The organism is Cognatishimia activa (genome assembly GCF_026016445.1).
Classification (GTDB): domain Bacteria; phylum Pseudomonadota; class Alphaproteobacteria; order Rhodobacterales; family Rhodobacteraceae; genus Cognatishimia; species Cognatishimia activa_B.
In genome coordinates this window covers 1,090,368-1,112,387 of the sequence record NZ_CP096147.1, presented here as the reverse complement: position 1 = coordinate 1,112,387, position 22,020 = coordinate 1,090,368, and the positions used below count along the sequence as shown (strand labels likewise).

Genomic DNA, 22,020 nt, shown 5'->3' with positions numbered 1-22,020 from the left:
CAAGGTGGATGCAGCCCGGTTGCGTTACAAGGTTAACATCACGCTATCCTGAAAATCTGACCGAATTTCGGCATCACAACTTCAGGAGATTTTTGAAAACCTCGCAACGCAAAGGGGACCGGCCCTAAAGCCGATCCCCCTTTTGATTCATAACCTTAAGGTCGGCTTACTCAGCGGCCTCCGCCACCGGGAGAACCGAAATAAAGGTGCGGCCTTTCAGGCCTTTGTGGAACTTCACGTTACCGTCGGTGGTTGCAAAGATGGTGTGATCTTTGCCCATGCCCACGTTTTCACCTGGCCACATCTTTGTACCACGCTGACGCATGATGATGTTGCCTGCGAGAACCGCTTCGCCACCGTATTTTTTGACGCCCAGACGACGACCCGCGGAGTCGCGACCGTTACGGGAACTACCACCAGCTTTTTTATGTGCCATATCGTTAGTCTCCTATACTTCGCTTACTTCGCCAGTTCTTTGGCTTGTTCAACCCAGCCTTCGCGCTCGATGCGGCCTTTGAAAGACAGCTTCTCGTCGAATTCTGCGATCTCTGCTTCACCCCATGCCGCGATCTGCGCGAATGTGGTAACGCCAGCTTCCAGCAGTTTCTTTTCCAGAGCTGGACCAACGCCGGACAGTTTCTTCAGATCGTCTGCGCCTTCAGCAGCAGGTGCTGCTTTTTTAGGAGCGGCTTTCTTAGGAGCTGCCTTTTTCGCTGGAGCCGCTGCTTCCACAGCTGCGCCGGAAACGGAACCAGAACCGATCGCGGCTTTAACACCGGATTTGTCGGCACCTGATGCCAGGATGTCTGTTACGCGAACCAGCGTCAGTTTCTGACGGTGGCCAACAGTACGCTTAGAGCTGTGCTTACGACGACGTTTCACGAACTTGATCAGCTTTTCGCCTTTGATCTGGTCGATCACGTCAGCTTGTACAGCTGCGCCTTCAACAAGAGGTGCGCCCACAACGGTTTTGTCACCGCCGAGCATCAGGATCTCGTTGAATTGAATTTTTTCACCCGCGTCAGCAGCCAGTTTTTCGACACGCAGAACATCGCCTGCCTGTACTTTATACTGTTTGCCACCGGTTTTCAGGACTGCGAACATGTCCCTTTTCCTTCATATGACCGCGTTCTATGGCCCCTATTTCTAGGTGTTTCGGTCCTTCCTAACAGAAGCACCGCCTCGAACTGCGCGCCCCTCACGAGGCGTTGTTACAATAAGATACGGCGCAAGGAATCCTTACGCCGATGCGCGCTTATGTTCCCATGTGGATAACAAGTCAAGCAGGCAATGCTGCGAAGCCGTGTTTTTTCTATGAAAAATTAGGCTTCGCGCGAATTACAGCTCCTCACTGGGCATGAGTTTGTCCAGATGTAATGCCAGCGCGTCCATTCGGTCGCTCATGATCTGATAATGGACCGCATTCATGATCTGATAAACCTTCTGCATGCGCTCATCTTCCAGTGCCAGCGTATAAGCCTCAAGCTCATCGGCGGTGAAACCTTGGTAAGTATAGGCTCCGCCCGCAATCGAGCTTTCCAGAATGGCGCGTCGTGTTGACGCTTCATTTTCTTCGATTTGCGCCCAAAGCATCTCTTCATCCAGATCCTGCCGGATTACGCCAGCGCGTGAGGCCGCCAGAAGGAACCGTACCTGGATGACCTGCACAGCCTTAAGCCCCAGACCTTCGGGATCAATCGCGACATGCATCCGCTGAAAATACTCGATTTTTGGATCCCCTGCTTCCACCATGCCTGCCACGATCTGGCGCCCGGCGATCTGCTTGAGATCATCATCATCCAGATGCGACAGGTTTTCTGCGTGGACCAAGCGCTGCCCCAGATCGCTGCCGTAGAAATCTGACGCGTGAACCAGCAAGTCCTGATCAAGGCGCTCTTCCAGCAGATCCAATGCCTGATCCACCATGTCAGCTGGCACAAAGGTCTGCTCTGTCAGCTCCGTCCAAACCTTCCCAAATTCATTGCCCTCAAGGCCCAGCATCGAAGGTGCGCCCCCCGCCCCAACAGCAATGGATTCAATGGCAACATCAAACCCTGTGGTTTCCAGGAAGGACTTCACATCCTCTCGGTTGGCTGCAAGGGCGCTGCTGGCCGCGACGACAGTTGCAAAAGCAAAGGAAATGACAGACTTAAGCAAGAAGGGTCCTCCGGGATGAATGGCTTACCTCCAACTTAATACGGAACTTGGTTCAGACAATGTGAATCCCGCTTGCACCAGTCAATTTTCCGCTATACATCCGCGAAGCTCAGACCAAGGTAAGGCAGAAGTGCCGCCCTCAGCGGAGAGGTGCCGGAGTGGTCGAACGGGGCGGTCTCGAAAACCGTTGTCCCTTCACGGGGACCCAGGGTTCGAATCCCTGTCTCTCCGCCATTACCCCACAGACGAATATTCTGAACATCGGATTGTTTGCCAGCGAGCGCTCTCATCAGATTTCAAAAATTCCGAGGATATTGGCTCATCAGCGCCATGACCCCAATCTCACTTTGCAAAGCTTCAGGATTCTCACGCATGATTTCGCGTAAGAACGCACGCTCAGCCTCACTGCTTTCATCTTCTGAGGCGTTTTCCTGAACAGGAGACTGATTACCTTTATTCGAGGGGCGCAGAATGGACTTCCAATCCAGAATTCCAAAAAACGGCAGTGTAAATGTCATTGGCTATACCTCCAAGTAGAACCGGGACCAGTTTATGAGGTGCAGAAAATCTCTGGTATCCGCTCCAGCGTTATGCTGTTCTACAAAAATGAAGAACGCTTTTCATAATTGGTCAGACGTTCGCATCTTCTTGTCGGTACTTCGTACAGGCTCTACCCTGGCTGCCTCCAAAGAGCTTGGGATCGCGCAGCCGACCGTAGCGCGCCGGATCGAAGCGCTGGAACACGCGCTGCAACTTACGCTGTTTGAGCGCAACACGCGTGGCTTCCGACCAACAGCCGATGCCGAAGAACTGATCTGGCATGCAGAAGGCATCGAAGCAGCGACGACGGCTCTTTATGAAAAAGCCGCGACGCTGCATGCAACCACAACAGGCATTATCAGGCTCACAGCGCCAGATTCAGTTTTTACCAGTCAGTTTTCTGCAATCTTAGAAGAATTCATAGAGAACCAAGGCAAAGTCCAGTTTGAATTTATTCGCCGCTATGATTTTGTCGATCTTTCCGCTGGCGAAGCCGATGTTGCGATCCGCTTTGACAGGAAGATTGACGATGAAACTTTGATTTGTCGTAAAATAACCGACATCAAAGGCGCGCTGGTCGCCTCAGACAGCTATGTCGCCAAACACGGGCATCCGACGTCTGAGAATGACCTAAGCGGACACAAATTCGTCGTCTATCGCGGCAAGAATATCCCAAGGCTCATCAATAACTGGGTGCTGGATCGCATTGATCCTAGTCAGATCGCGATGACCTGTTCGGATATTGAAACGCTCATTTCTGCAGTAAAAATGGGCGCTGGAATTGGCCCAATGCCTTGCACCTACCTCAAAACAAACGACGCGTTTGTCCACTGCTTTGATTTGCCACCAGAAGTCTACAACACCTGCTGGCTCTTGGTGAGCCAATCAGCCTACCGACGGCCAGAGGTGAAAGCCTTCACATCTTTCTTTGCCCCAAGATACAAAGCGCATTTTGACGATTAATCGGTAGATAACATCGCAATCAGAAAAACAAAAAGCACCCCGAGGGGTGCTTTGTTTTAGGTCGAAAGTGGCGCGGTTGACGGGGCTCGAACCCGCGACCCCCGGCGTGACAGGCCGGTACTCTAACCAACTGAGCTACAACCGCGCGCTTGACCTCTCGATCTATGGTGCCTTCCCTAGGCGAGGCTTCAGAGTGGCGCGGTTGACGGGGCTCGAACCCGCGACCCCCGGCGTGACAGGCCGGTACTCTAACCAACTGAGCTACAACCGCTCTCTGAAGTGTCCCGCTGCGGCGTCTCCGTCGCTGCGGTGAGAGGGGTTTATGCTTAGCCGAAGATATCGTCAAGCGATTTGCGAAGACTATTTTGCATTTTTTTCACACTTGAGAAAAACCGCCTTTCTCGCGGCTTAAAAACACAATGAAACAAAGGGGATTTCGCGAAACTGGGTTGGTACCCTTACCCCAAAGCGACTATCCTGCGTGTGAGAAGCCGTTGTTAATATGAGAAAAATACGGATGATCGAGGGCTTCAAAAAAATTTCAAAAAAAGTATTTATTAGCCCTTGCCCTTCCCCTGACTAAAAGATTAAAAGCTGCCTCACCGGGTCGTTAGCTCAGTTGGTAGAGCGCTTCGTTTACACCGAAGATGTCGGGAGTTCGAGCCTCTCACGACCCACCATCACCCCCGCTTTCACTTGGCGGTCACTACCAAAGGGTGATGCGGACATGGCTTATGGGTCGTTAGCTCAGTTGGTAGAGCGCTTCGTTTACACCGAAGATGTCGGGAGTTCGAGCCTCTCACGACCCACCATTTTCCGCAAACATCACTCCATACCAACCCCGACGAAGCACTTGCTAACAAATGCAGCGCGCTCTGATGTTTCATACAGATCTAATCAACATCCCATTCTGGGCACCAAGGGCCATCTACCAAACGCATGTTTTTATTGAGAGTTCCGATTTTCGAGATTTGCTCTTTTGACAGCGTGATATCTTTTGCTTCGAAGTTTTCTGCAATCCGCATCTTTGTACTGGCAGATGGAATAACCGTGTACCCTTGGGATATTAGCCAAGAGAGGGCAATCTGCGAGGCGGTCGCCCCAATATCTCTGCCAATCGAACATAGAAGCGGATCATCGACTACCGCACCACGCGCCAGCGGTGAATAGGCTGTCATGGGAATGCCAAGTGCAGCGCAGTGATCAACAATCAGTCGGTTGTGCAAGAACGGATGCAATTCCACCTGGTTGGTCATGAGAGGACGATCCCCAAGCAGCGAAACGGCCTTGTCGATATAGCTTTTGGTGAAGTTTGATACACCGATATTGCGGCAAAGCCCTGCATCATAGACCTCGGCAAATTGCGCCATATAGTCCTCGATCTCATACTCATCCTTGATGGATGGATAATGAAGCAACAGCAGATCCACAGGTCCAACACCGAGTTTATCTAATGAGGCCTCAACATGTGGGCGGATCTGGCCTGGGCCGAAGCTTTCGGGCGCCACTTTGGTTGTCACCCAAAGATCATCGCGCGCTATTCCGAAATCAGAAATCGCCCGCCCAACGAACTCCTCATTCTCATAACCTTCCGCCCCATCGATATGACGGTAACCAACTTCCAAAGCAGCCAGCGTCCCGTCATAAGCCGCTTGCTCTGGCCGATTCCAAGTGCCGTAGCCGATGTTTGGCATTTTTTGCATTTGTTCACTCAATTCAAATCTAGATCACACAGCCATGTAATCGATTTCACAGTTCAATGTCCAAAGTTTTGATAGCGACTGGAATTGCGCCAAATGCGTTGAAAGGTTCCCAAAAAGTAAAGCCCGACCACTTCCATGGTCGGGCTCATGTCATCCAGCGTCAGTTCTTTAAAACAGGTTATTGCCCACTGCGCTTCTGCGGCACCAATGACCGCACAAGGGTGCTCATTTTCAACTCCCCTACAGGCTCACCTTCATGTTTCACCAGATAGGTGCCACTAGATTCCCCGCCAGTTTGTGCAATGACCTGCTCCAGCGTGTCCTCACGTTGAATTTCGCCTGCATGGCCTGACTCACCACTCAGAGGCTCCATGATGGAGCGCACTCGCAACACGCGCGCGCGGTTGATGTCAGAGATGAAGTCCACGATGTAATCATCTTCGGGGTTTAGCAAAATATGCTGTGGTTCACCCTGCTGCACAACTTCGCCATCCTTCAGAATGACAAGGTGATCAGCGAGTTTCAACGCCTCATCCAAATCATGGCTGATGAAGACGATGGTCTTGTTCAGCTCTACTTGAAGTTCAAGCAGCAAGTCCTGCATATCAGTTCGAATTAGCGGATCGAGGGCGGAAAACGCTTCGTCCATTAACATGATAGGTGCGTTCGACGTCAGCGCACGGGCAATACCTACGCGCTGCTTCATGCCACCAGAGAGCTGATGCGGATAACTTTCCTCGTAACCCGCGAGCCCTACCCGTTCGAGCCATTTCTTGGCTTCAGGTTCATAGGCAGATTTGTCTTCACCACGGACAACCGGAGCAAGGGCTGTATTCTGCAGCACGGTGCGGTGCGGCAAAAGAGCGAAGTGCTGGAACACCATGGACATAACTTTGCGACGAACATCGCGCAGCTGGTCCTCATCGTAATCCATCACGTTTTGTCCCTGCACCAAGAGCTGCCCGTCTGTTGGATCAATCAGACGATTGATATGGCGCACGAGGGTCGATTTACCTGACCCGGACAGGCCCATGATCACCGTGATCTCACCTTCCATGAGATCAACGTTGATATTCTTCAGACCCAGCACATGGCCATTTGTGGCCTGCAACTCTTCTTTGCCCATGCCCTGCCGCACAAGCTCCATAGCGCCCTGAGGGTTCCCACCAAAGACTTTGTAGAGATTGCGGATTGAAATCATAGGTTCACTCATGTCATGCGCCTCTTAGTGATGCTGCGCTGCGTTGACACGCGCGAGAGCTGATTTGGTGACACGATCCAGAATGATCGCAAGGATGACGATGCCGAGGCCAGCCACGAGGCCAACACCAAGTTCTAGGTTGCGGATGCCGCGCAAAACGAGAACACCCAGACCCGGTGCGGACACCAGAGAGGCAATCACCACCATCGCAAGGCTCATCATAATGGTCTGGTTTACACCGGCCATAATGTTAGGCAGCGCCAGAGGGATCTGGACTTGGTAAAGTTTCTGGCGTGGCGTCATGCCAAAAGCCTGCGCAGCTTCAAGCACATCCTTGTCAACCATACGAATACCAAGGTCCGTCAGACGGATCACTGGCACAATCGCGTAGAGGATGATCGCAATGCCATAGAGTTTGGATTCTGTGACAGAAAACAGGAAGATCAATGGGATCAGGTAAACAAAGGTCGGCAGGGTTTGCAGCATGTCGAGCACTGGTAGAACACCGCGCTGCAATCGGTTTGATCGCGACATAGCAATGCCTATGGGCACACCGAGCAAGACACATATGGCCGCACAAACAAAAACAATCGACAGTGTCTGAACTGCCGGAAGGTAGTGATCAATAAAGGCCAGCCCCAGAATGGAGGCCCCAACAGAAATCACAATACTCCAGGAACGAGAAACCCAGTAAGTGACTAGCAGAAGGAATGGAATCACAATCCACCACGGTGTGCTTTCTGCCAACCACATGGCCCCATCCAGCATCCAGCTGAGCGGCTCTGTTACGGGGTCCAAAATAAACTTAAGAACATCCTTGATCGCCAAAAAGCCATCTTCCAAACCGGAGGTCAGTTCACGAGATTTTGGAAAATTCGAACAGGATTCGTTAAAGGCGTCCATTGAAGGAAACGGCAGGTCCCAAACCGACGTCTCTACCTCACCGCCTTTTTTCCGCGCTAGAAGATCGGCCATGGAGACAGGGCCCGATCCCCCCCCGTCGTCGCACCACTCCTTCATACCAAGGTTTTCAAAAAGAAAATCATAGGTCGCCATAAATTGTCCCCCTGCGCTTCTGGCGCATAAAAAAATTGAGCCTGCACCGAGTGCAGGCTCATTATTTTTTGCTATTTTTTAGAAGAATTCCGCCAGCTTAGCGTTTGCTTCTTCGCTGACCCAACTCTGCCACAGCTCTTTGTTGTTTAGCAGGAAGTAAACAGCTGCCTCTTCGTAGGTGGCTTTGTTGCTGTCCATCCAAGCCAGGTAATCAAGAACGGTCGCGTTGTCGTAGCTCATGTTGGACATAAACTCAGCAATCGCTGGCTCGCGGCTTTCGAAGTCGGTTGTCACAACTGTTTTTACCGGACCAACTGGCCAAGAGGACACGCCTTCTGCTGTACATTCCGCATTTGCCGCGCAGAGGAAGACCTCTTCATTGTAAGGCACACCAAGGTCAACTTCGACCATGTCATATTTCGCCATCAGTGGATCTGGGGACCAGTAGTAACCCAGCCATGGTTCTTGATTTTCATAGGCCGCGCCGATGGATGTCGCGAGCGTTTCACCGGAACCGTGCACAAAGATTTCAAAGCCTGCTTCTTCCAGACCGAAGTTGCGTGCCAAGTCCGCGTTGGTGTTTTTACATGCCCAACCGTCAGGACAGTTGTGGAAACGGCCACCGAGCAGGTCAACATTGTCCAGAAGGCCTTGCAGCGTTGCCAGCTCTGGATTTGCATCAACCATGTAACGTGGCACCCACCAGCCTTCGAGGCCGCCGTCAGACAGAACGTCCGCGGAAGTGGTGATTTTGCCAGCGTCTTGCAGCTCATTGTAGGCCGGCGCACCATTGATCCAGAGTTCGGTTACGATGTCTGGCTTGCCGGTTTCAGCAACAGACACCAAAGATGGCGTTGTGGAAGACGGTACTTTTTGAACCGTACAGCCATAGCCATTTTCCATGATGAATTTCGCAACTTCCGTAATGACTGCAGAAGACGCCCAGTTCATTTCGGTGATGGTCACCTCTCCGCATTCACTTGCAGAGGCAACGCCCGGCATCATCATAACACCAAAGGCGGCAGCGCCGAGTAGTTTCTTAGACATAGATATCTCCCCTTGAGGCCCCTTGTTTTTTGTTGGAGCCAATTTGCTTAGTAAGGCTAATCATTTGCAGCCCTCACTGTCCAACCATAACCCAGGTTTCCGTGGCGTAAAGTATCCCTTTGCGCATTAGAGCTATGAGAAGTAACGATTATGTGTAGAATTTGGGTATCCTGCTGATACTTAGTGTCAGTAAAGAAAACCCGCATCAATTCACTCAGGCGACCAGAGTATGGATCGAACCCACGCAACCCTTACGGCGCTGCGGCGCATTCTCAGAGTGACAGAACTGCATGGCCGTGAGGTTGCGCGATCTGTTGGCCTGACTCCTGTCCAATTGCGACTACTTAAGTTCATTTGCGACACTTCTTGCGCCAATGCGAAGTCCTTGGCCCGCGAAATGCGGGTTTCTCAGGCGACGGTGACAACCCTATTAGACAAACTCGAATGTCGCGAATTGGTCCAACGCGAAGTGTCCCCCGCGGACCGACGGCAGAAGATAATCTCACTGACAGCCCGGGGCCATAAGGCGCTTCAGAATGCACCTGACCCTATGCAGCGCCGCTTTGCTGAACGGTTTGAACAGCTCGAAAGCTGGGAACAGGGCATGCTGCTTGCCTCTGTCGAAAGAATCTCCGCGCTTTTGGATGCAGAAGACATCGATGCGGCCCCTATTCTGACAACCGGCAGTATGGTTGATGAAGTCAACTCAGATCCCCTAAAAACCATTCACATTGAACGTGGATAGATCCCTCGAGCGGCCTTCAAGCCCCGAAAGTTTCTTACTTCAGCCCAAATTCGGGGCCTCAAAAGCCTGAATTCTTTGGTGAAACCAAGGTGAACTTTACACCTTCACGAGGTTTCACATGTTTATGCGTCAAGACGATTTTCGCAATGCACCCACAATGCCACGCCACGCGCGCCTGTTTGAACTGATGCGCCAAGGGAACGCCTTTGCGGGCCAAAACCGCATCGCTTCTGCTGCGAGCTCCGATGAAATGGAAGCGTTCCGTAATATGGCTTGCGCGTCTCTGAAGCGGTAAGTCTTAGCCTCGAAAGCCAGTAGCAACCACAAACTTCTCTGATGAATCTGCTCGAGAAGACGGCGGTTTCACGTTCACCACTTTGGTGAACTTGTTCTTGAGCAGCTTTTGCAAATCGCCCTCAGCACCACCGGCCAGAACCTTGGCCACAAAGGTCCCCCCCTCATCCAAGACATCAAAAGCCAGATAAGCCGCCGCCTCGCAAAGTGCGATAATGCGCAGGTGATCCGTTTGTTTATGTCCTGATGAAGCCGCTGCCATATCAGACATAACAACGTCGGCGTTCCCACCCAACCATTCTTTGACTTTCAAGTCCGCGTCATCTTCCATGAAGTCCAGCTGATGCACTTCTGCGCCTGCCAGAGGTTCGACCTCCTGCAAGTCCACACCCAAAACTGTGCCGATCTTCTTGCCGGGCTTTTCACCCAAAGCGTTCACCCGCTTCACAGCGACCTGCAACCAGCCGCCAGGAGCACAGCCAAGGTCAACGACACGTGCGCCTGGCACAAGAAAGCGGTACTTCTCATCGAGTTCCAAAATCTTAAACGCTGCCCGTCCGCGATAGCCTTCTGTCTGTGCGCGTTTCACATAAGGATCGTTCAACTGACGCTGCAGCCAACGGGTCGAGCTGAGGCTCCGACCGCGTGCGGTTTTCACCTTCACCTTAAGGTCTCGCTGACCGCGTCCTGATGTGTTCTTACTCTTGGGCATCGTTCAATCCAATCTGGCCGATACGGGCTGGGCGCTGCTTATGCCTTAGAACGGCCCGTCTTCCAAGACACCATCTGCCGACATCTGCGCATAAAGCAGACCCTCCCTCAGGCCACGATCCGCGACAGAGAGCCGGTCCGTTGGCCAGCAGCGTAAAAGCGCCTGTAAGATCGCGGAGCCTGACATGATCAGCGCATGGCGATCCTGCCCGATCCGAGGGTCTTTGCGACGACCTGCAGGACCAAGGCGCAAGTAATCACTGATCACAGCATCGATCTGCTCTGACGTCATGCGCAGGCCATCTACCTTGGTGCGATCATAGCGCCGCAACCCCAAATGACTTGCAGCCACTGTGGTCACCGTGCCGGAAGTGCCGACAATCTGGAAACCTTCGCGGGGTTGCTCATCTTTGTAGGGCGCAAACTCTGAGAGATTTTCTTCAAAGAACCAGCTCATCAAGGCAAAGCGTGCGGCATCGTCTTCGACATCGTTGAACTGATCGCGCAGTGTCGCCACGCCAAGCGGGACAGAAATCCAATCCACAACACGCGCGGTTGGGAACAGGGTTTCAACGTTCTGAAGCCCATGGTGCATGCGCATGATGGCTTTAGGTCGATCCCGATGATCCACCTTAGAAAGGTCGATCCACACCAACTCCGTGGAACCGCCGCCAATATCCACCACCAGCAGCTGTTCGGTCTTGGTGGACACCAGAGGCGCGCAGCTGATCACTGCAAGACGTGCCTCTTCCTCTGGTGGAATGATCTCCAACTGCAGCCCAGTTTCCCGGCGCACTTGCTTGACGAAGTCTTTGGAATTGCGCGCACGGCGACAGGCTTCTGTCGCCACAAGACGCATATGTTTTACGCGATGGCGCTTGAGTTTTTGCTGACAGATGCGCATCGCCTGTATCGTGCGCCGCATGGAGCTGCGCGACAGGCGACCAGTTTTTTCAAGACCGGCGCCCAATTGCACCGACTTGGAAAAACTATCAACCACATGAAACTGGCTGCCCTTCGGTTGAGCAATCAGCATGCGACAACTGTTGGTGCCCAGATCCAAAGCGGCGTAAAGCTCACTAGAATCAGGCTTTTTCGGCGCGGGGCTCTCTACCGCTTTCGGGAATGCGCCCGCACCTTTGGGACGCTTGGGCGCCATAGTCACGCCCTCCATTTCGAGTTACCTCCAACCTAGTGAGTTGTCTTCGCCCGCGCAATCCCTCGCATCGGCTTCCTTCAAGATCATCATTAGGATTTTTCAGCCCCTTCCCTCTCGCCCCTTTGAGCATTGGGCGTTACAAGGGCTGACGTCGCTGAAAGCGACCATTAAGTCGAAAACGCGCAACGCATCTGCCAACCCTTGAGCTAGGAATGCTCAGGCAACATATAAGGAATCACGTCATGCCGGACGTCACAATAGTTTACTGGCGAGATATTCCTGCTCAGGTGATTGTCGGCAAAGGTCGTCGCGGTGCGAAAAAGCAATTATCTGAACGGTTTGAACAAGCCATCGATCGCGCAGCGATGAAATCTGGCGCGGCAGACACAGATGATTATCTGGCGGAATGGCGCAAAGCGGACCCTTATGTTGTGGACGGAGACCCTGCTGATATCGTTGCTGAGGCAGCAGCGAAACTTGAGGCAGAATACGACAAAGCGCGATTGATGGCGCTCATAGACAACGATGGCCGGGCATAGGCCCAACTCAATATGGCCGGTGGCATAAGGAAGACGCTGATGGCGCTTTTGAACTTTTCACGCAAGGCGCAAGCCGGGAAACCGGTGAACCCTGTTGTGTCCGATTTCCTGCGTGACTTCTCTATCGAAGTGATGCCGCGCACGGCTGCGAAAGTCGATCGGTTCCAGGATATCCTTCCTGCCGAGACCCGCGTTTATATCGCGCATATCGATGGCACGCCAATCGAAGACATGGTTGCCACCGCAAAACGGCTTTCCGAAGAAGGCTTTGATGTCATGCCGCATTTCCCGGCACGTATCATTGAAAACAAAGCGACGCTGGAAAACTGGATTTCCATGTACCAGGGCGAAGCTGGTGTTAAGCAAGCGCTTTTGCTGGCCGGCGGTCTGAACGCGCCGAAAGGTGACTTTGACAGCTCCATGCAGCTTCTGGAAACAGGTCTTTTTGACAAAGCGGGCTTTAGCCGCTTGCACGTCGCTGGTCACCCTGAGGGCAACAAAGACATTGATCCTGACGGCTCTACCAAAAACGTCGATGAGGCCCTGAGCTGGAAGCAAGAGTTTTCCAAGCGCACCGACGCCAAAATGGCGCTGGCCACTCAATTCTGCTTCGAAGCAAAGCCGATCATCGAATGGGCTGACGGACTGAAAGCGTCTGGCATTGATATCCCGGTTCATATCGGTATCGCGGGTCCTGCCAAGCTACAGACAATGATCAAATTCGCCATCGCCTGCGGCGTAGGACCGTCTCTGAAAGTTCTGCAGAAACGCGCGATGGATGTGACCAAACTGATGCTGCCTTACGAGCCAACCGAGGTTGTGACCGAGCTTGCTGAACACAAAGCAGCCAATCCGGATTTCAACATTGAGTCCGTCCACTTCTTCCCGCTTGGCGGCATCAAAACCAACGCCCAATGGGCGCAAGACAATGGTGCTCAAGCACCGGCATCACATTCAAGCTAAGGATCTACTATGACCCGTACCGTCGTTGAATCTAATACAAAAACTGCGATCATTGGGTTTGATCAGCCATTCTGCGTAATTGGCGAACGCATCAACCCAACAGGCCGCAAGATCCTGAACGCAGAGCTTGAGCAAGGCGACTTCTCCCGCGTGCAATCTGATGCGATTGCCCAAGTTGAAGCCGGCGCAACCGTGCTCGACATCAACTCCGGCGCGGTCTTCTCCAACAAGATGGCAGAAGATGTGCGCTATGCAGACAACAACTTTGTTGAGCCTGCGTTGATGAAAGAGTTGGTCGAAAAGGTGCAGGAAGTCACCGACACCCCTCTTTGCATCGACAGCTCTGTGCCTGGCGCATTGGAGGCTGGCCTTGAGGCAGCGAATGGCCGCCCGCTCCTGAACTCTGTGACCGGCGAAGAAGAGCGTCTGGAGATGGTTCTGCCGCTGGTTAAGAAATACAACGTGCCAGTTGTGGCGATTTCCAACGATGACACCGGTATTTCCGAAGATCCTGACGTGCGTTTCGCGGTTGCGAAAAAGATCGTAGAGCGTGCAGCTGACTTCGGTATCCCTGCACATGACATCGTGGTAGACCCTCTGGTGATGCCAATTGGCGCGATGGGCACAGCCGGCTTGCAGGTTTTCGCCCTGGTACGTCGCCTGCGTGAAGAACTGGGTGTGAACACCACATGTGGCGCGTCCAACATCTCTTTTGGCCTGCCAAACCGTCACGGTATCAACAACGCCTTCCTTCCAATGGCCATGGGCGCAGGCATGACCTCTGCAATCATGAACCCAGTTGCCCTGCCGGTTGGTCCTAAAAAGATCGCTGAGAAGAAAGCAGAGATTGAAGCCACTGGCATTATCCTGCCAGCGGATATGGATGATGAGGCTTTCGTTAAACTCTTCGGAATGGGTTCCACTAAGCCACGCGCAGGTAAAGAGATGGAAGCGATCCGTGCGGCGAACTTCTTGACCAACAACGACGAAGGCGGCGCAGAATGGATCAAGTTCAACGCGTCTGATGATGCTGCAGGCGGTGGTCGTGGTCGTCGCGGCGGTGGCCGTCGTCGTCGCGCATAAGACTTAACCCACAAAATTAAAGCGGCTCGCAGTCTTCAGATTGCGAGCCGCTTTTTGTTTGAGTTGATGTGATACTTCAGGAAACTCGAAGGGCTTTGGCTCGTGTCACAAGCGCTGCGGTTCCAGCATGAAGCCCCTCAGTAGACCCATCATCTTCCACAGCAGGCGCAAGCTTCTTCGCAAGCTCCTTGCCCAATTCCACGCCCCATTGATCGTAGGAATTGATGCCCAGAATGGCCCCTTCCACAAACACCCGGTGCTCATAAAGCGCAATGATCTGCCCCAGCACGAATGGCGTCAGCGTTTTGTACATCAGTGTGGTCGAAGGCCGGTTGCCTGGGAATACACGCTGCATGGCGTGAGCTTTCAACGCGTCGCCGGTATAGCCCTTTGCAGCCATCAGACCTTCAGCGGTTTCATAGTCGCGTCCCAAAAGCAGCGCCTCAGATTGCGCAAGACAATTGGACAAGAGCGCCTTGTGGTGATGCGCCAGCTCTGGTTCGTGCCCTACTGCGCCAACAATGAACTCACACGGCACGACCTGACGGCCTTGGTGAATCAATTGATAGAACGCGTGCTGACCATTGGTTCCCGGTTCGCCCCAGACGATCGGCCCAACCGTTTGGTCAAGCGCTTCGCCTGCGAGGCTTACGCTTTTGCCGTTTGATTCCATCTCAAGCTGCTGCAAGTAGGCCGCAAGTCGCAACAGGCGGTTTTCGTAGGGCAGCACAGCGCGCGTGCCATAGCCACAAATCTGATGATGCCAAATACCGGTCAGCGCCAGTGCAAACGGCATATTCTTCTCAAGTGGCGCCTCACGGAAATGCACATCCATCGCCTGCCCACCACGCAGGAATTCGGTGAAATGCTCCGGTCCAACTGCCAGCATGATTGACAGGCCAATTGGTCCCCACATGGAATATCGACCGCCCACCCAGTCCTCGAAACCAAAGACCCGTTCAGCAGGGATGCCAAATGCAGCGGTCTCTTCTTCTGCGGTTGAGATCGCTGCAAACTGGCTTGCGGGTTCCTTGACCCTCGCAGACATCCAATCCAAAGCGCTCTGCGCATTCATCATGGTTTCCATAGTGGTGAATGTCTTAGACGCAACAAGTACCAGAGTCGTTTCTGGATTAAGTTCGGCCAATTTGTCAGCCAAATCAGCACCATCGACATTGCTGATAAAGTGACACTTTGGGCCATCAGCAAAGGGTCTCAAAGCTGGATAGGCCATGGCTGGGCCCAGATCAGACCCTCCGATACCGATATTCACAACATCAGTGATCCTGCCACCTTGGCCCTGAAACGCGCCCGACCGCACAGCGTTAGCGAAAGCAGCCATTTTGGCCAGGGTCGCTTTGACACCCGGCATAACATCTTCGCCATCAACATAGACGGCATCCCCATCAAGGTTACGCAGCGCAGTGTGGAGGACCGCTCGTTCTTCCGTTTCGTTGATTTTTTCACCCGCAAACATCGCATCGCGTTTGGCAGGCACACCCTGCCCTTCGGCCAGCGCTATCAGATCAGCGAATGTATCTGGATCAATGTTTGTTTTGCTGAAATCAAAAAACAGTCCATCTGTCTCGATGCCAAAAGCTTCTGTTCGATCTTCATCAAATAGATCGGTGATTTTCCGATCTTTTGCTGCTTCGTGGCGGTCCTTCAAGCGATCCCACATAGGTTAACTCTCCGAGTAATGAACTGTCGCGCCATTCATCACAGCGCGAATTGGAGCCTGTTCCGCAGGCAGATTACGCGCATTTTCCAATGCCTCACGCTTATCTTTTCCTCTGAAAACAATATGTTTGTGCAAGGCACCATTTAGAACATGCGCGGCCAATGTGATCCGCGCCTCTGGCTGGCTCGCTGGGCGAACAGGGATGAGTGCTGCCGCGTCAGGCCCCAGCGCGGTTTGCAGCTCTGCAGAATCAGGAAACAATGAGGCTGTGTGCATATCTGCCCCCATGCCCATAACCGCGACCGCAATCGGCAGGCGTGCTTCGATGCCCGGGATAAGCTCAGGGAGGCCTTCTTCGGGTTCCTCTGTCGGAGCATAGAGCGGCAGCAGCGTTGCCTCTGCGGCGCGATTAACCAGTAGGCGTTCTTTCAACAGTTTCGTATTGCTTCGTGGATGATCGCCGGGCACCCAGCGTTCATCCGTTAGAATGATATCAACCCGCGACCAATCCAGATCTGCGGCGCAAAGATCATCAAAGATCGGCCCCGGGGTCGTCCCGCCCGGCACGGCCAGCAAAGCACGATCTCGATTGATCAATGATGCGTTCAAATCTCCTGCGATCTGTTGCGCAACATTGATTGTCATCATTTCGAAATCTGCGTAAGTCTCTATTTTCATGCGCCAATCTCTCTCCACTCTCGGCCATCGCGCTGCATCAGAAGCGCAGCGTCCGTCGGCCCTTGGCTGTAGCTGTCATAGGGCTTTGGCACGTCATTGACACTTTCCCAGCCCTGAATAATGGGATCGGTCCAGGCCCAGGCTGCCTCAACTTCATCGTCGCGCATAAAGAGCGTCTGGTTGCCCCGGATCACATCCATAATGAGCCGTTCATAGGCATCCGGCGTGTCCGCATGATCACCCAGAGTTTCAGCAAAGGACATGTCCAGCGGCACATCCATCAAGCGCATACCACCCGGCCCCGGCTCTTTGATGGTCACTTTCAAAGTGATGCCTTCATCGGGCTGCAGCTGAATGCGCAACTCATTGCGACCACCACCTGCTTCCATGCCAAAGATCGAGTGCGGAGTTTCCTTGAAAACCACAATGATCTCGGAATCCCGCGCCTGCAGTCGCTTCCCGGTCCGCAGATAAAACGGTGTTCCGGCCCAACGCCAGTTCTGAACATGGCACTTCAGGGCGATAAAGCTCTCGGTCCAGGATTTTGGGTTTTCCACATCATCGCGGAACCCCTGTTCATCACCGGTTTCGCTATACTGACCCCGCACGATGTGATGCGGCTCAACAGGCTCCAATGCTCTGATAACTTTCAACTTTTCGTCTCGAACAGCATCGGGATCAAACTTTGCAGGGGGTTCCATGGCCGTAAGGCATAGGAGCTGCATCAGGTGGTTTTGCACCATGTCGCGCATGGCACCAGACTTGTCATAGTAGCCCCCACGTCCGCCGACGCCCACTTCTTCAGCTACAGTGATCTGCACATGGTCGATGTATTGGCTGTTCCAAAGCGGCTCAAACAGCATATTTCCAAACCGCACCGCCATCAGGTTTTGCACGGTTTCTTTACCTAAATAATGGTCGATCCGATAAATCTGGCTTTCATCAAAATGCGCAGACAGAACCTTGTTCAAGGCCCGCGCCGTCTCAAGATCGTGTCCAAATGGCTTCTCAACCACAATTCGCGTCTCTGGATCGACCAGATTATGCTTGTGCAGACGCATTGCGAGATCATCAAACAGACTCGGACCAACAGAAAAGTAGAAAGCCCGAACAGCTGTATCACGCATTTTGGCAGAGAGTTCAGCCCAGCCATCCTCGCCAAGAGCGTCAATGGTCACATAGTCAAGCGTATCCAAAAACGCCTTTAAAACAGTATCTTCTGGAGCAGACCCAGCAAAGGAACTGATCGCTTCTTCCGCAAACTCCTGGAACGCGGCTTGATCCATTTCTGATCGTGCTGCACCAATGATCCGCGAACCTTCCGGCATTTGGCCATCAGCAAACCGCCTGAAAAGCCCCGGCAGAATTTTCCGCCGAGCCAGATCTCCGGTACCACCGAAAATAATCAAATCAAACCGCTCGACCGGGATGATACGTGAAACCATGAAACCCCTCCTGGTACCTCTATGGGCATCTACGTTAGCGCTAACGACGCTTTAGCAGGCTCCGACATTTCAAACAAGCCCGGCTTCACAACTGTGTCATAGCGACTCAAACGGGTTTGCAGACGTCCTATTCTTCGATAGCACAAAAGAAACACGGGAATGACAGGCTTATGAAAGATAACGCAAATATCGCGAAGTTTCAGGATCCCTTTGTCACAGCAAAGGGTGAAGAACGTGCGCATGTCGCGCTTAAAGATCCGCAAACGCTTTGGTTCAACACCGGCACGCTCTGCAATATCGAATGCGAAAATTGCTACATTTTGAGCTCCCCAACCAATGATGCCTTGGTTTACCTGACTGCGGATGAAGTTTCCGACTATCTGGATCAACTAGAAGACCGGAAATGGGGCGTGCGTGAGATCGCATTCACCGGCGGTGAGCCCTTCATGAACCCGGATATGGTCGAAATGGCTCGCAGGTCGCTTGATCGCGGCTATGAGGTGCTCATTTTGACCAATGCGATGCTGCCGATGCAGCGCAAGAAGGTCAAAGCGGGACTTCTTGAGCTGCAGAAAGACTTTCCTGGCAAACTGACCCTACGCATTTCGGTGGATCATTGGTCCGCTGACCTGCACGACAAGGAACGTGGCAAAGGCAGTTTTGATAAAACCATCACTGGCATGGAATGGCTGCGCGACAATGGATTCGCCATGGCTGTCGCCGGACGCACTGTTTGGGGGGAAACTGACACAGATTCCCGACAGGGCTATGCTGATTTATACGCAAAGCATCACTTTGACATTGATGCTCAAAACCCTGGAATCACTGTTCTTTTTCCAGAAATGGACGAGAAAGTTGAGGTACCAGAAATAACGACCGCCTGCTGGGGAATATTGGACAAATCACCTACTCAGGTCATGTGTTCAAACTCGCGCATGGTGGTAAAGCACAAGGGCGCAGAGAAGACTTCTGTGATTGCTTGTACGCTTTTGCCTTATGAGGCGGAATTTGATCTCGGATATAGCCTTGAAGAGGCCGAAAAACCTGTTCAACTGAACCATCCCCATTGCGCAAAATTCTGCGTCCTTGGCGGGGCCAGCTGCTCTGCGTAATTTCCAGCGAAAATCAGCGGATTTTCATCAATATAAAACAACGTGTTACAGCAAAACCGCCGAAAGCAGCGTGCTTTCGGCGGCTCTGCCATTGCACCCCATATCCGGGGTCTGTTATAAAAATAGCAACAAAATATTGATGTAAAAAAGAAGCGAGCACGGTACGTGAACGACACGCCAGAAACGCCTGAGAATGAAGACGAAACCCCTGTAGTTCGCATGGAACATGAGGGCCCTTCGATCACTATCGAAGAGGAAATGCGCAATTCATACCTCGATTATGCAATGAGCGTGATCGTGAGCCGCGCAATTCCGGACCTGCGGGACGGCCTTAAGCCGGTGCACCGCCGCATCCTCTATGCGATGCATGAGACCGGAAACACCCACGACAAATCCTATCGTAAGTCAGCGCGCCCTGTTGGCGATGTTATGGGTAAATACCACCCGCATGGTGACAGCGCGATCTATGACGCCCTGGTGCGTATGGCGCAGGATTTCTCGATGTCCCTGCCGCTTTTGGATGGTCAGGGTAACTTCGGCTCGATGGACGGCGATAACCCGGCGGCGATGCGCTATACCGAAGTGCGCATGGACAAGCCGGCAGCTTTCGTGCTCGCGGATATCGAAAAAGATACAGTCGATTTCCAAGACAACTACGATGGCAAGGACCGTGAGCCGACCGTTCTGCCTTCTCGCTTCCCGAATATGCTGGTCAACGGTGCTGGAGGTATTGCCGTTGGTATGGCGACCAACATCCCGCCACACAACCTTGGTGAAGTTTGTGAAGCTACACTGGCTCTGATCGAAAATCCCGATCTGTCTAGCGAAGAACTGATTGAATATATCCCAGGCCCAGACTTCCCGACCGGCGGTATTATGCTGGGCCGATCTGGAGCACGCAAAGCCTATCTCGAAGGCCGTGGTTCTGTGATTGTCCGCGCAAAAACCCGCGTGGAAGAGATTAGAAAAGATCGCTATGCCATTGTTATTGATGAGATTCCTTATCAAGTAAACAAGGCGTCCATGATCGAGAAGATCGCCGAGCAGGTTCGCGAGAAGAAGGTCGAGGGCGTCGCCCACGTTCAGGATGAATCAGACCGTAACGGCGTGCGTGTTGTTGTTGAACTGAAGCGCGACGCAACCGCTGAGGTTGTTCTGAACCAACTCTTCCGCTTTACGCCGATGCAGACATCTTTTGGCTGCAACATGCTGGCGCTGAACGGTGGCCGCCCTGAACAGCTGACCCTGCGTGCCTTCCTGACGTCCTTCGTGGACTTCCGCGAAGAAGTTGTGGCGCGTCGCACAGCTTACGAGCTGCGCAAAGCGCGCGAGCGGAGCCACATCTTGTGTGGTTTGGCGGTTGCAGTATCCAACGTCGATGAAATCGTCGCGACGATCCGCTCTTCTGCCGATGCGGCGGAAGCGCGCGAAAAGCTGATGACCCGCCGCTGGCCGGCGTCTGATATTGCTGGCTACATCCAGCTGATCGACGATCCGACCCATAAAATGAATGATGATGGCACCTATAACCTGTCTGAAACCCAGGCTCGTGCGATCCTCGAACTGCGGCTGCAGCGTCTGACACAGATTGGTGTGAAAGAAGTCACCGATGAGCTCGAAGAACTGGCGGGCAAGATCAAGGAATACCTTGAGATCCTATCCTCTCGCGAGCGCATCATGGGTCTGATTTCGGACGAACTGACTGAAGTCAAAGAAAAATTCGCCGTTCCACGCCGTACCGAGATCGTAGACTGGTCCGGCGACATGGACGACGAAGACCTGATCGAGCGTGAGGACATGGTGGTGACCGTCACCTCTGGCGGCTACATCAAACGCACAGCTCTGGCGGACTTCCGCGCGCAGAAACGCGGCGGTAAAGGCCTGTCTGGGATGCAAACCAAAGAAGAGGACGTGGTCACCACTCTCTTTGTGGCCAACACCCACACGCAGCTCTTGTTCTTCACCACCGACGGTATGGTCTACAAACTGAAAACCTGGCGTCTGCCGCTGGGTGGCCGGACGTCTAAGGGCAAAGCGATTGTGAACATTCTGCCAATCCCACAGGGCGTTTCGATTGCGGCGATCATGCCTGTCGATCGTGATGAAAAAGAGTGGGATGACCTGCAAGTTGTCTTCTGTACCGACCACGGCACAGTGCGTCGCAACAAGCTCAGCGATTTCACCAACGTGAAGTCCAACGGCAAAATTGCGATGAAATTTGAAGGCGATAGCGCAGATTGGAAGATGATCAACGCGCGCATCGCCTCCAATGAGGATGACGTGATGCTGGTCACAAACTCTGGCCGCGCGATCCGTTTCCCGGCGACCGATGTGCGGGTGTTTAACTCTCGCGCTTCTACCGGTGTGCGCGGTGTGAAACTGGGCGCGAAAGACAAAGTTGTCTCCATGTCGATCATCCGCCACTTCGACGCCACAACCGATGAGCGTGCTGCTTACCTGAAAATGCGCCGTGCTGTGGCAGGGGCAGATGACGAAGGTGCAACTGACGAAGAAGCCAATGAAAACGCGACGATTTCTCAGGAACGCTATGCAGAAATGTCCGCGTCAGAGAACTTGATCCTAACCATCACATCTGGCGGCGCGGGCAAACTCTCCAGCTCTCATGATTATCCGGTACGTGGCCGGGGCGGCATGGGTGTCGCCGCGATGGATAAGGCGATGCGCGGCGGTGACCTTGTGGCTTCCTTCCCAGTCGAATTAGGCGATCAGATCATGTTGGCGACCTCCAAAGGTCAGTCCATCCGCGTGCCAGTTGATGGCATCTCCTTCCGCAGCCGCTCTGCAGGTGGCGTGAAGGTCTTCAACACTGGCAAGGGTGAAGAAGTTGTTTCTGTGGCTTGGATCGCAGAACAGAATGAAGAAGACGATGAGGGTAGCGCGGAAGAGTAATCTTCCAACACCCTGGAAAAGAAAGGCCGCTTC

General features: G+C 53.1%; 21 protein-coding genes and 5 tRNA genes. 11 read left to right on the top strand and 15 right to left on the bottom strand.

Annotation, left to right across the window (positions count from 1 at the left end; translation table 11 throughout):
• Positions 1 to 166: 166 nt before the first annotated feature.
• From rpmA to M0D42_RS05400, 3 genes are all read right to left on the bottom strand, one after another.
• On the bottom strand, positions 167 to 436 hold the full coding sequence (rpmA, locus tag M0D42_RS05410) for a 50S ribosomal protein L27 (protein ID WP_265020574.1): 270 nt from the start codon (positions 434 to 436) through the stop codon (positions 167 to 169).
• Positions 437 to 459: 23 nt separating this feature from the next.
• Positions 460 to 1,104 (bottom strand): 50S ribosomal protein L21, encoded by a 645-nt coding sequence (locus M0D42_RS05405; protein ID WP_265020573.1) that lies wholly within the window; start codon positions 1,102 to 1,104, stop codon positions 460 to 462.
• A 234-nt stretch (positions 1,105 to 1,338) separates the two neighbouring features.
• Positions 1,339 to 2,157 carry a DUF2059 domain-containing protein gene (locus M0D42_RS05400; RefSeq protein WP_265020572.1) on the bottom strand — a complete coding sequence of 273 codons (819 nt, stop codon included), beginning with the start codon at positions 2,155 to 2,157 and terminating at the stop codon, positions 1,339 to 1,341.
• 144 nt (positions 2,158 to 2,301) lie between these two features.
• On the opposite strand from M0D42_RS05400, the gene M0D42_RS05395 reads away from it, so the two are divergent.
• Positions 2,302 to 2,391, top strand: a tRNA-Ser gene (locus tag M0D42_RS05395).
• Between the two features lie 62 nt (positions 2,392 to 2,453).
• Here the strand turns inward: M0D42_RS05395 and M0D42_RS05390 are convergent.
• Positions 2,454 to 2,675, bottom strand: a complete 222-nt coding sequence (locus M0D42_RS05390; protein ID WP_265020571.1) for a hypothetical protein — start codon at positions 2,673 to 2,675, stop codon at positions 2,454 to 2,456.
• A gap of 88 nt (positions 2,676 to 2,763) precedes the next feature.
• Between M0D42_RS05390 and M0D42_RS05385 the strand changes: the two genes are divergently transcribed.
• Positions 2,764 to 3,660, top strand: coding sequence for a LysR family transcriptional regulator (locus tag M0D42_RS05385; protein WP_265020570.1), 897 nt, complete (start codon positions 2,764 to 2,766; stop codon positions 3,658 to 3,660).
• A gap of 68 nt (positions 3,661 to 3,728) precedes the next feature.
• Here the strand turns inward: M0D42_RS05385 and M0D42_RS05380 are convergent.
• A tRNA-Asp gene (locus M0D42_RS05380) sits at positions 3,729 to 3,805 on the bottom strand.
• 49 nt (positions 3,806 to 3,854) lie between these two features.
• Positions 3,855 to 3,931 (bottom strand) — tRNA-Asp (locus M0D42_RS05375).
• Between the two features lie 333 nt (positions 3,932 to 4,264).
• Between M0D42_RS05375 and M0D42_RS05370 the strand changes: the two genes are divergently transcribed.
• Both M0D42_RS05370 and M0D42_RS05365 read left to right on the top strand, forming a co-directional pair.
• Positions 4,265 to 4,340 (top strand) — tRNA-Val (locus M0D42_RS05370).
• 56 nt (positions 4,341 to 4,396) lie between these two features.
• Positions 4,397 to 4,472: transfer RNA gene (locus M0D42_RS05365), tRNA-Val, on the top strand.
• 81 nt (positions 4,473 to 4,553) lie between these two features.
• Here M0D42_RS05365 and M0D42_RS05360 read toward each other — a convergent pair.
• The 4 genes from M0D42_RS05360 to M0D42_RS05345 all read right to left on the bottom strand — a co-directional run bounded on the left by M0D42_RS05360 (position 4,554) and on the right by M0D42_RS05345 (position 8,667).
• Complete coding sequence (locus tag M0D42_RS05360) at positions 4,554 to 5,363, bottom strand: aldo/keto reductase (protein ID WP_265020569.1); 810 nt, start codon at positions 5,361 to 5,363, stop codon at positions 4,554 to 4,556.
• A 178-nt stretch (positions 5,364 to 5,541) separates the two neighbouring features.
• Positions 5,542 to 6,576 (bottom strand): quaternary amine ABC transporter ATP-binding protein, encoded by a 1,035-nt coding sequence (locus M0D42_RS05355; protein WP_265020568.1) that lies wholly within the window; start codon positions 6,574 to 6,576, stop codon positions 5,542 to 5,544.
• Between the two features lie 12 nt (positions 6,577 to 6,588).
• Positions 6,589 to 7,620, bottom strand: a complete 1,032-nt coding sequence (locus M0D42_RS05350) for an ABC transporter permease (RefSeq protein WP_265020567.1) — start codon at positions 7,618 to 7,620, stop codon at positions 6,589 to 6,591.
• Positions 7,621 to 7,698: 78 nt separating this feature from the next.
• Entirely contained in the window at positions 7,699 to 8,667 is a 969-nt protein-coding gene (locus M0D42_RS05345) for an ABC transporter substrate-binding protein (RefSeq protein ID WP_265020566.1), read from the bottom strand.
• A gap of 229 nt (positions 8,668 to 8,896) precedes the next feature.
• On the opposite strand from M0D42_RS05345, the gene M0D42_RS05340 reads away from it, so the two are divergent.
• Positions 8,897 to 9,412 (top strand): MarR family winged helix-turn-helix transcriptional regulator, encoded by a 516-nt coding sequence (locus M0D42_RS05340; protein WP_265020565.1) that lies wholly within the window; start codon positions 8,897 to 8,899, stop codon positions 9,410 to 9,412.
• A 118-nt stretch (positions 9,413 to 9,530) separates the two neighbouring features.
• The gene (locus M0D42_RS05335; protein WP_265020564.1) at positions 9,531 to 9,707 is read left to right on the top strand and encodes a hypothetical protein; all 177 of its coding nucleotides are present in this window, start codon (positions 9,531 to 9,533) and stop codon (positions 9,705 to 9,707) included.
• A 3-nt stretch (positions 9,708 to 9,710) separates the two neighbouring features.
• Here the strand turns inward: M0D42_RS05335 and M0D42_RS05330 are convergent, their stop codons facing one another.
• Together M0D42_RS05330 and M0D42_RS05325 are read right to left on the bottom strand one after the other, a co-directional pair.
• A complete protein-coding gene (locus M0D42_RS05330; protein ID WP_265020563.1) occupies positions 9,711 to 10,418 on the bottom strand; it encodes an RlmE family RNA methyltransferase in 708 nt (235 codons plus the stop codon).
• A 45-nt stretch (positions 10,419 to 10,463) separates the two neighbouring features.
• On the bottom strand, positions 10,464 to 11,576 hold the full coding sequence (locus M0D42_RS05325; RefSeq protein ID WP_265020562.1) for a Ppx/GppA phosphatase family protein: 1,113 nt from the start codon (positions 11,574 to 11,576) through the stop codon (positions 10,464 to 10,466).
• A 242-nt stretch (positions 11,577 to 11,818) separates the two neighbouring features.
• Here M0D42_RS05325 and M0D42_RS05320 point away from each other — a divergent pair, with 242 nt between their 5' ends.
• Genes M0D42_RS05320 through M0D42_RS05310 form a run of 3 tightly spaced genes read left to right on the top strand, consistent with a single transcriptional unit; the run spans position 11,819 to position 14,161 of the window.
• Complete coding sequence (locus tag M0D42_RS05320; protein WP_265020561.1) at positions 11,819 to 12,115, top strand: virulence factor; 297 nt, start codon at positions 11,819 to 11,821, stop codon at positions 12,113 to 12,115.
• A 39-nt stretch (positions 12,116 to 12,154) separates the two neighbouring features.
• Complete coding sequence (locus tag M0D42_RS05315) at positions 12,155 to 13,078, top strand: methylenetetrahydrofolate reductase (RefSeq protein WP_265020560.1); 924 nt, start codon at positions 12,155 to 12,157, stop codon at positions 13,076 to 13,078.
• Positions 13,079 to 13,087: 9 nt separating this feature from the next.
• A complete protein-coding gene (locus tag M0D42_RS05310; RefSeq protein ID WP_265020559.1) occupies positions 13,088 to 14,161 on the top strand; it encodes a methyltetrahydrofolate cobalamin methyltransferase in 1,074 nt (357 codons plus the stop codon).
• A gap of 76 nt (positions 14,162 to 14,237) precedes the next feature.
• On the opposite strand, the gene pgi is transcribed toward M0D42_RS05310, so the two are convergent.
• The 3 genes from pgi to zwf are packed head-to-tail and all read right to left on the bottom strand — an operon-like array spanning position 14,238 to position 17,965.
• Positions 14,238 to 15,842 carry a glucose-6-phosphate isomerase gene (gene pgi, locus M0D42_RS05305; protein WP_265020558.1) on the bottom strand — a complete coding sequence of 535 codons (1,605 nt, stop codon included), beginning with the start codon at positions 15,840 to 15,842 and terminating at the stop codon, positions 14,238 to 14,240.
• 3 nt (positions 15,843 to 15,845) lie between these two features.
• Positions 15,846 to 16,520, bottom strand: coding sequence for a 6-phosphogluconolactonase (gene pgl, locus M0D42_RS05300; RefSeq protein ID WP_265020557.1), 675 nt, complete (start codon positions 16,518 to 16,520; stop codon positions 15,846 to 15,848).
• Positions 16,517 to 17,965 carry a glucose-6-phosphate dehydrogenase gene (gene zwf / locus M0D42_RS05295; RefSeq protein ID WP_265020556.1) on the bottom strand — a complete coding sequence of 483 codons (1,449 nt, stop codon included), beginning with the start codon at positions 17,963 to 17,965 and terminating at the stop codon, positions 16,517 to 16,519. The genes pgl and zwf overlap by 4 nt, the downstream gene beginning before the upstream one ends.
• Positions 17,966 to 18,135: 170 nt before the next feature.
• On the opposite strand from zwf, the gene M0D42_RS05290 reads away from it, so the two are divergent.
• Together M0D42_RS05290 and gyrA are read left to right on the top strand one after the other, a co-directional pair.
• Positions 18,136 to 19,077 (top strand): radical SAM protein, encoded by a 942-nt coding sequence (locus M0D42_RS05290; protein WP_265020555.1) that lies wholly within the window; start codon positions 18,136 to 18,138, stop codon positions 19,075 to 19,077.
• 165 nt (positions 19,078 to 19,242) lie between these two features.
• Positions 19,243 to 21,987, top strand: a complete 2,745-nt coding sequence (gene gyrA, locus M0D42_RS05285) for a DNA gyrase subunit A (RefSeq protein ID WP_330221189.1) — start codon at positions 19,243 to 19,245, stop codon at positions 21,985 to 21,987.
• Positions 21,988 to 22,020 lie beyond the last annotated feature (33 nt).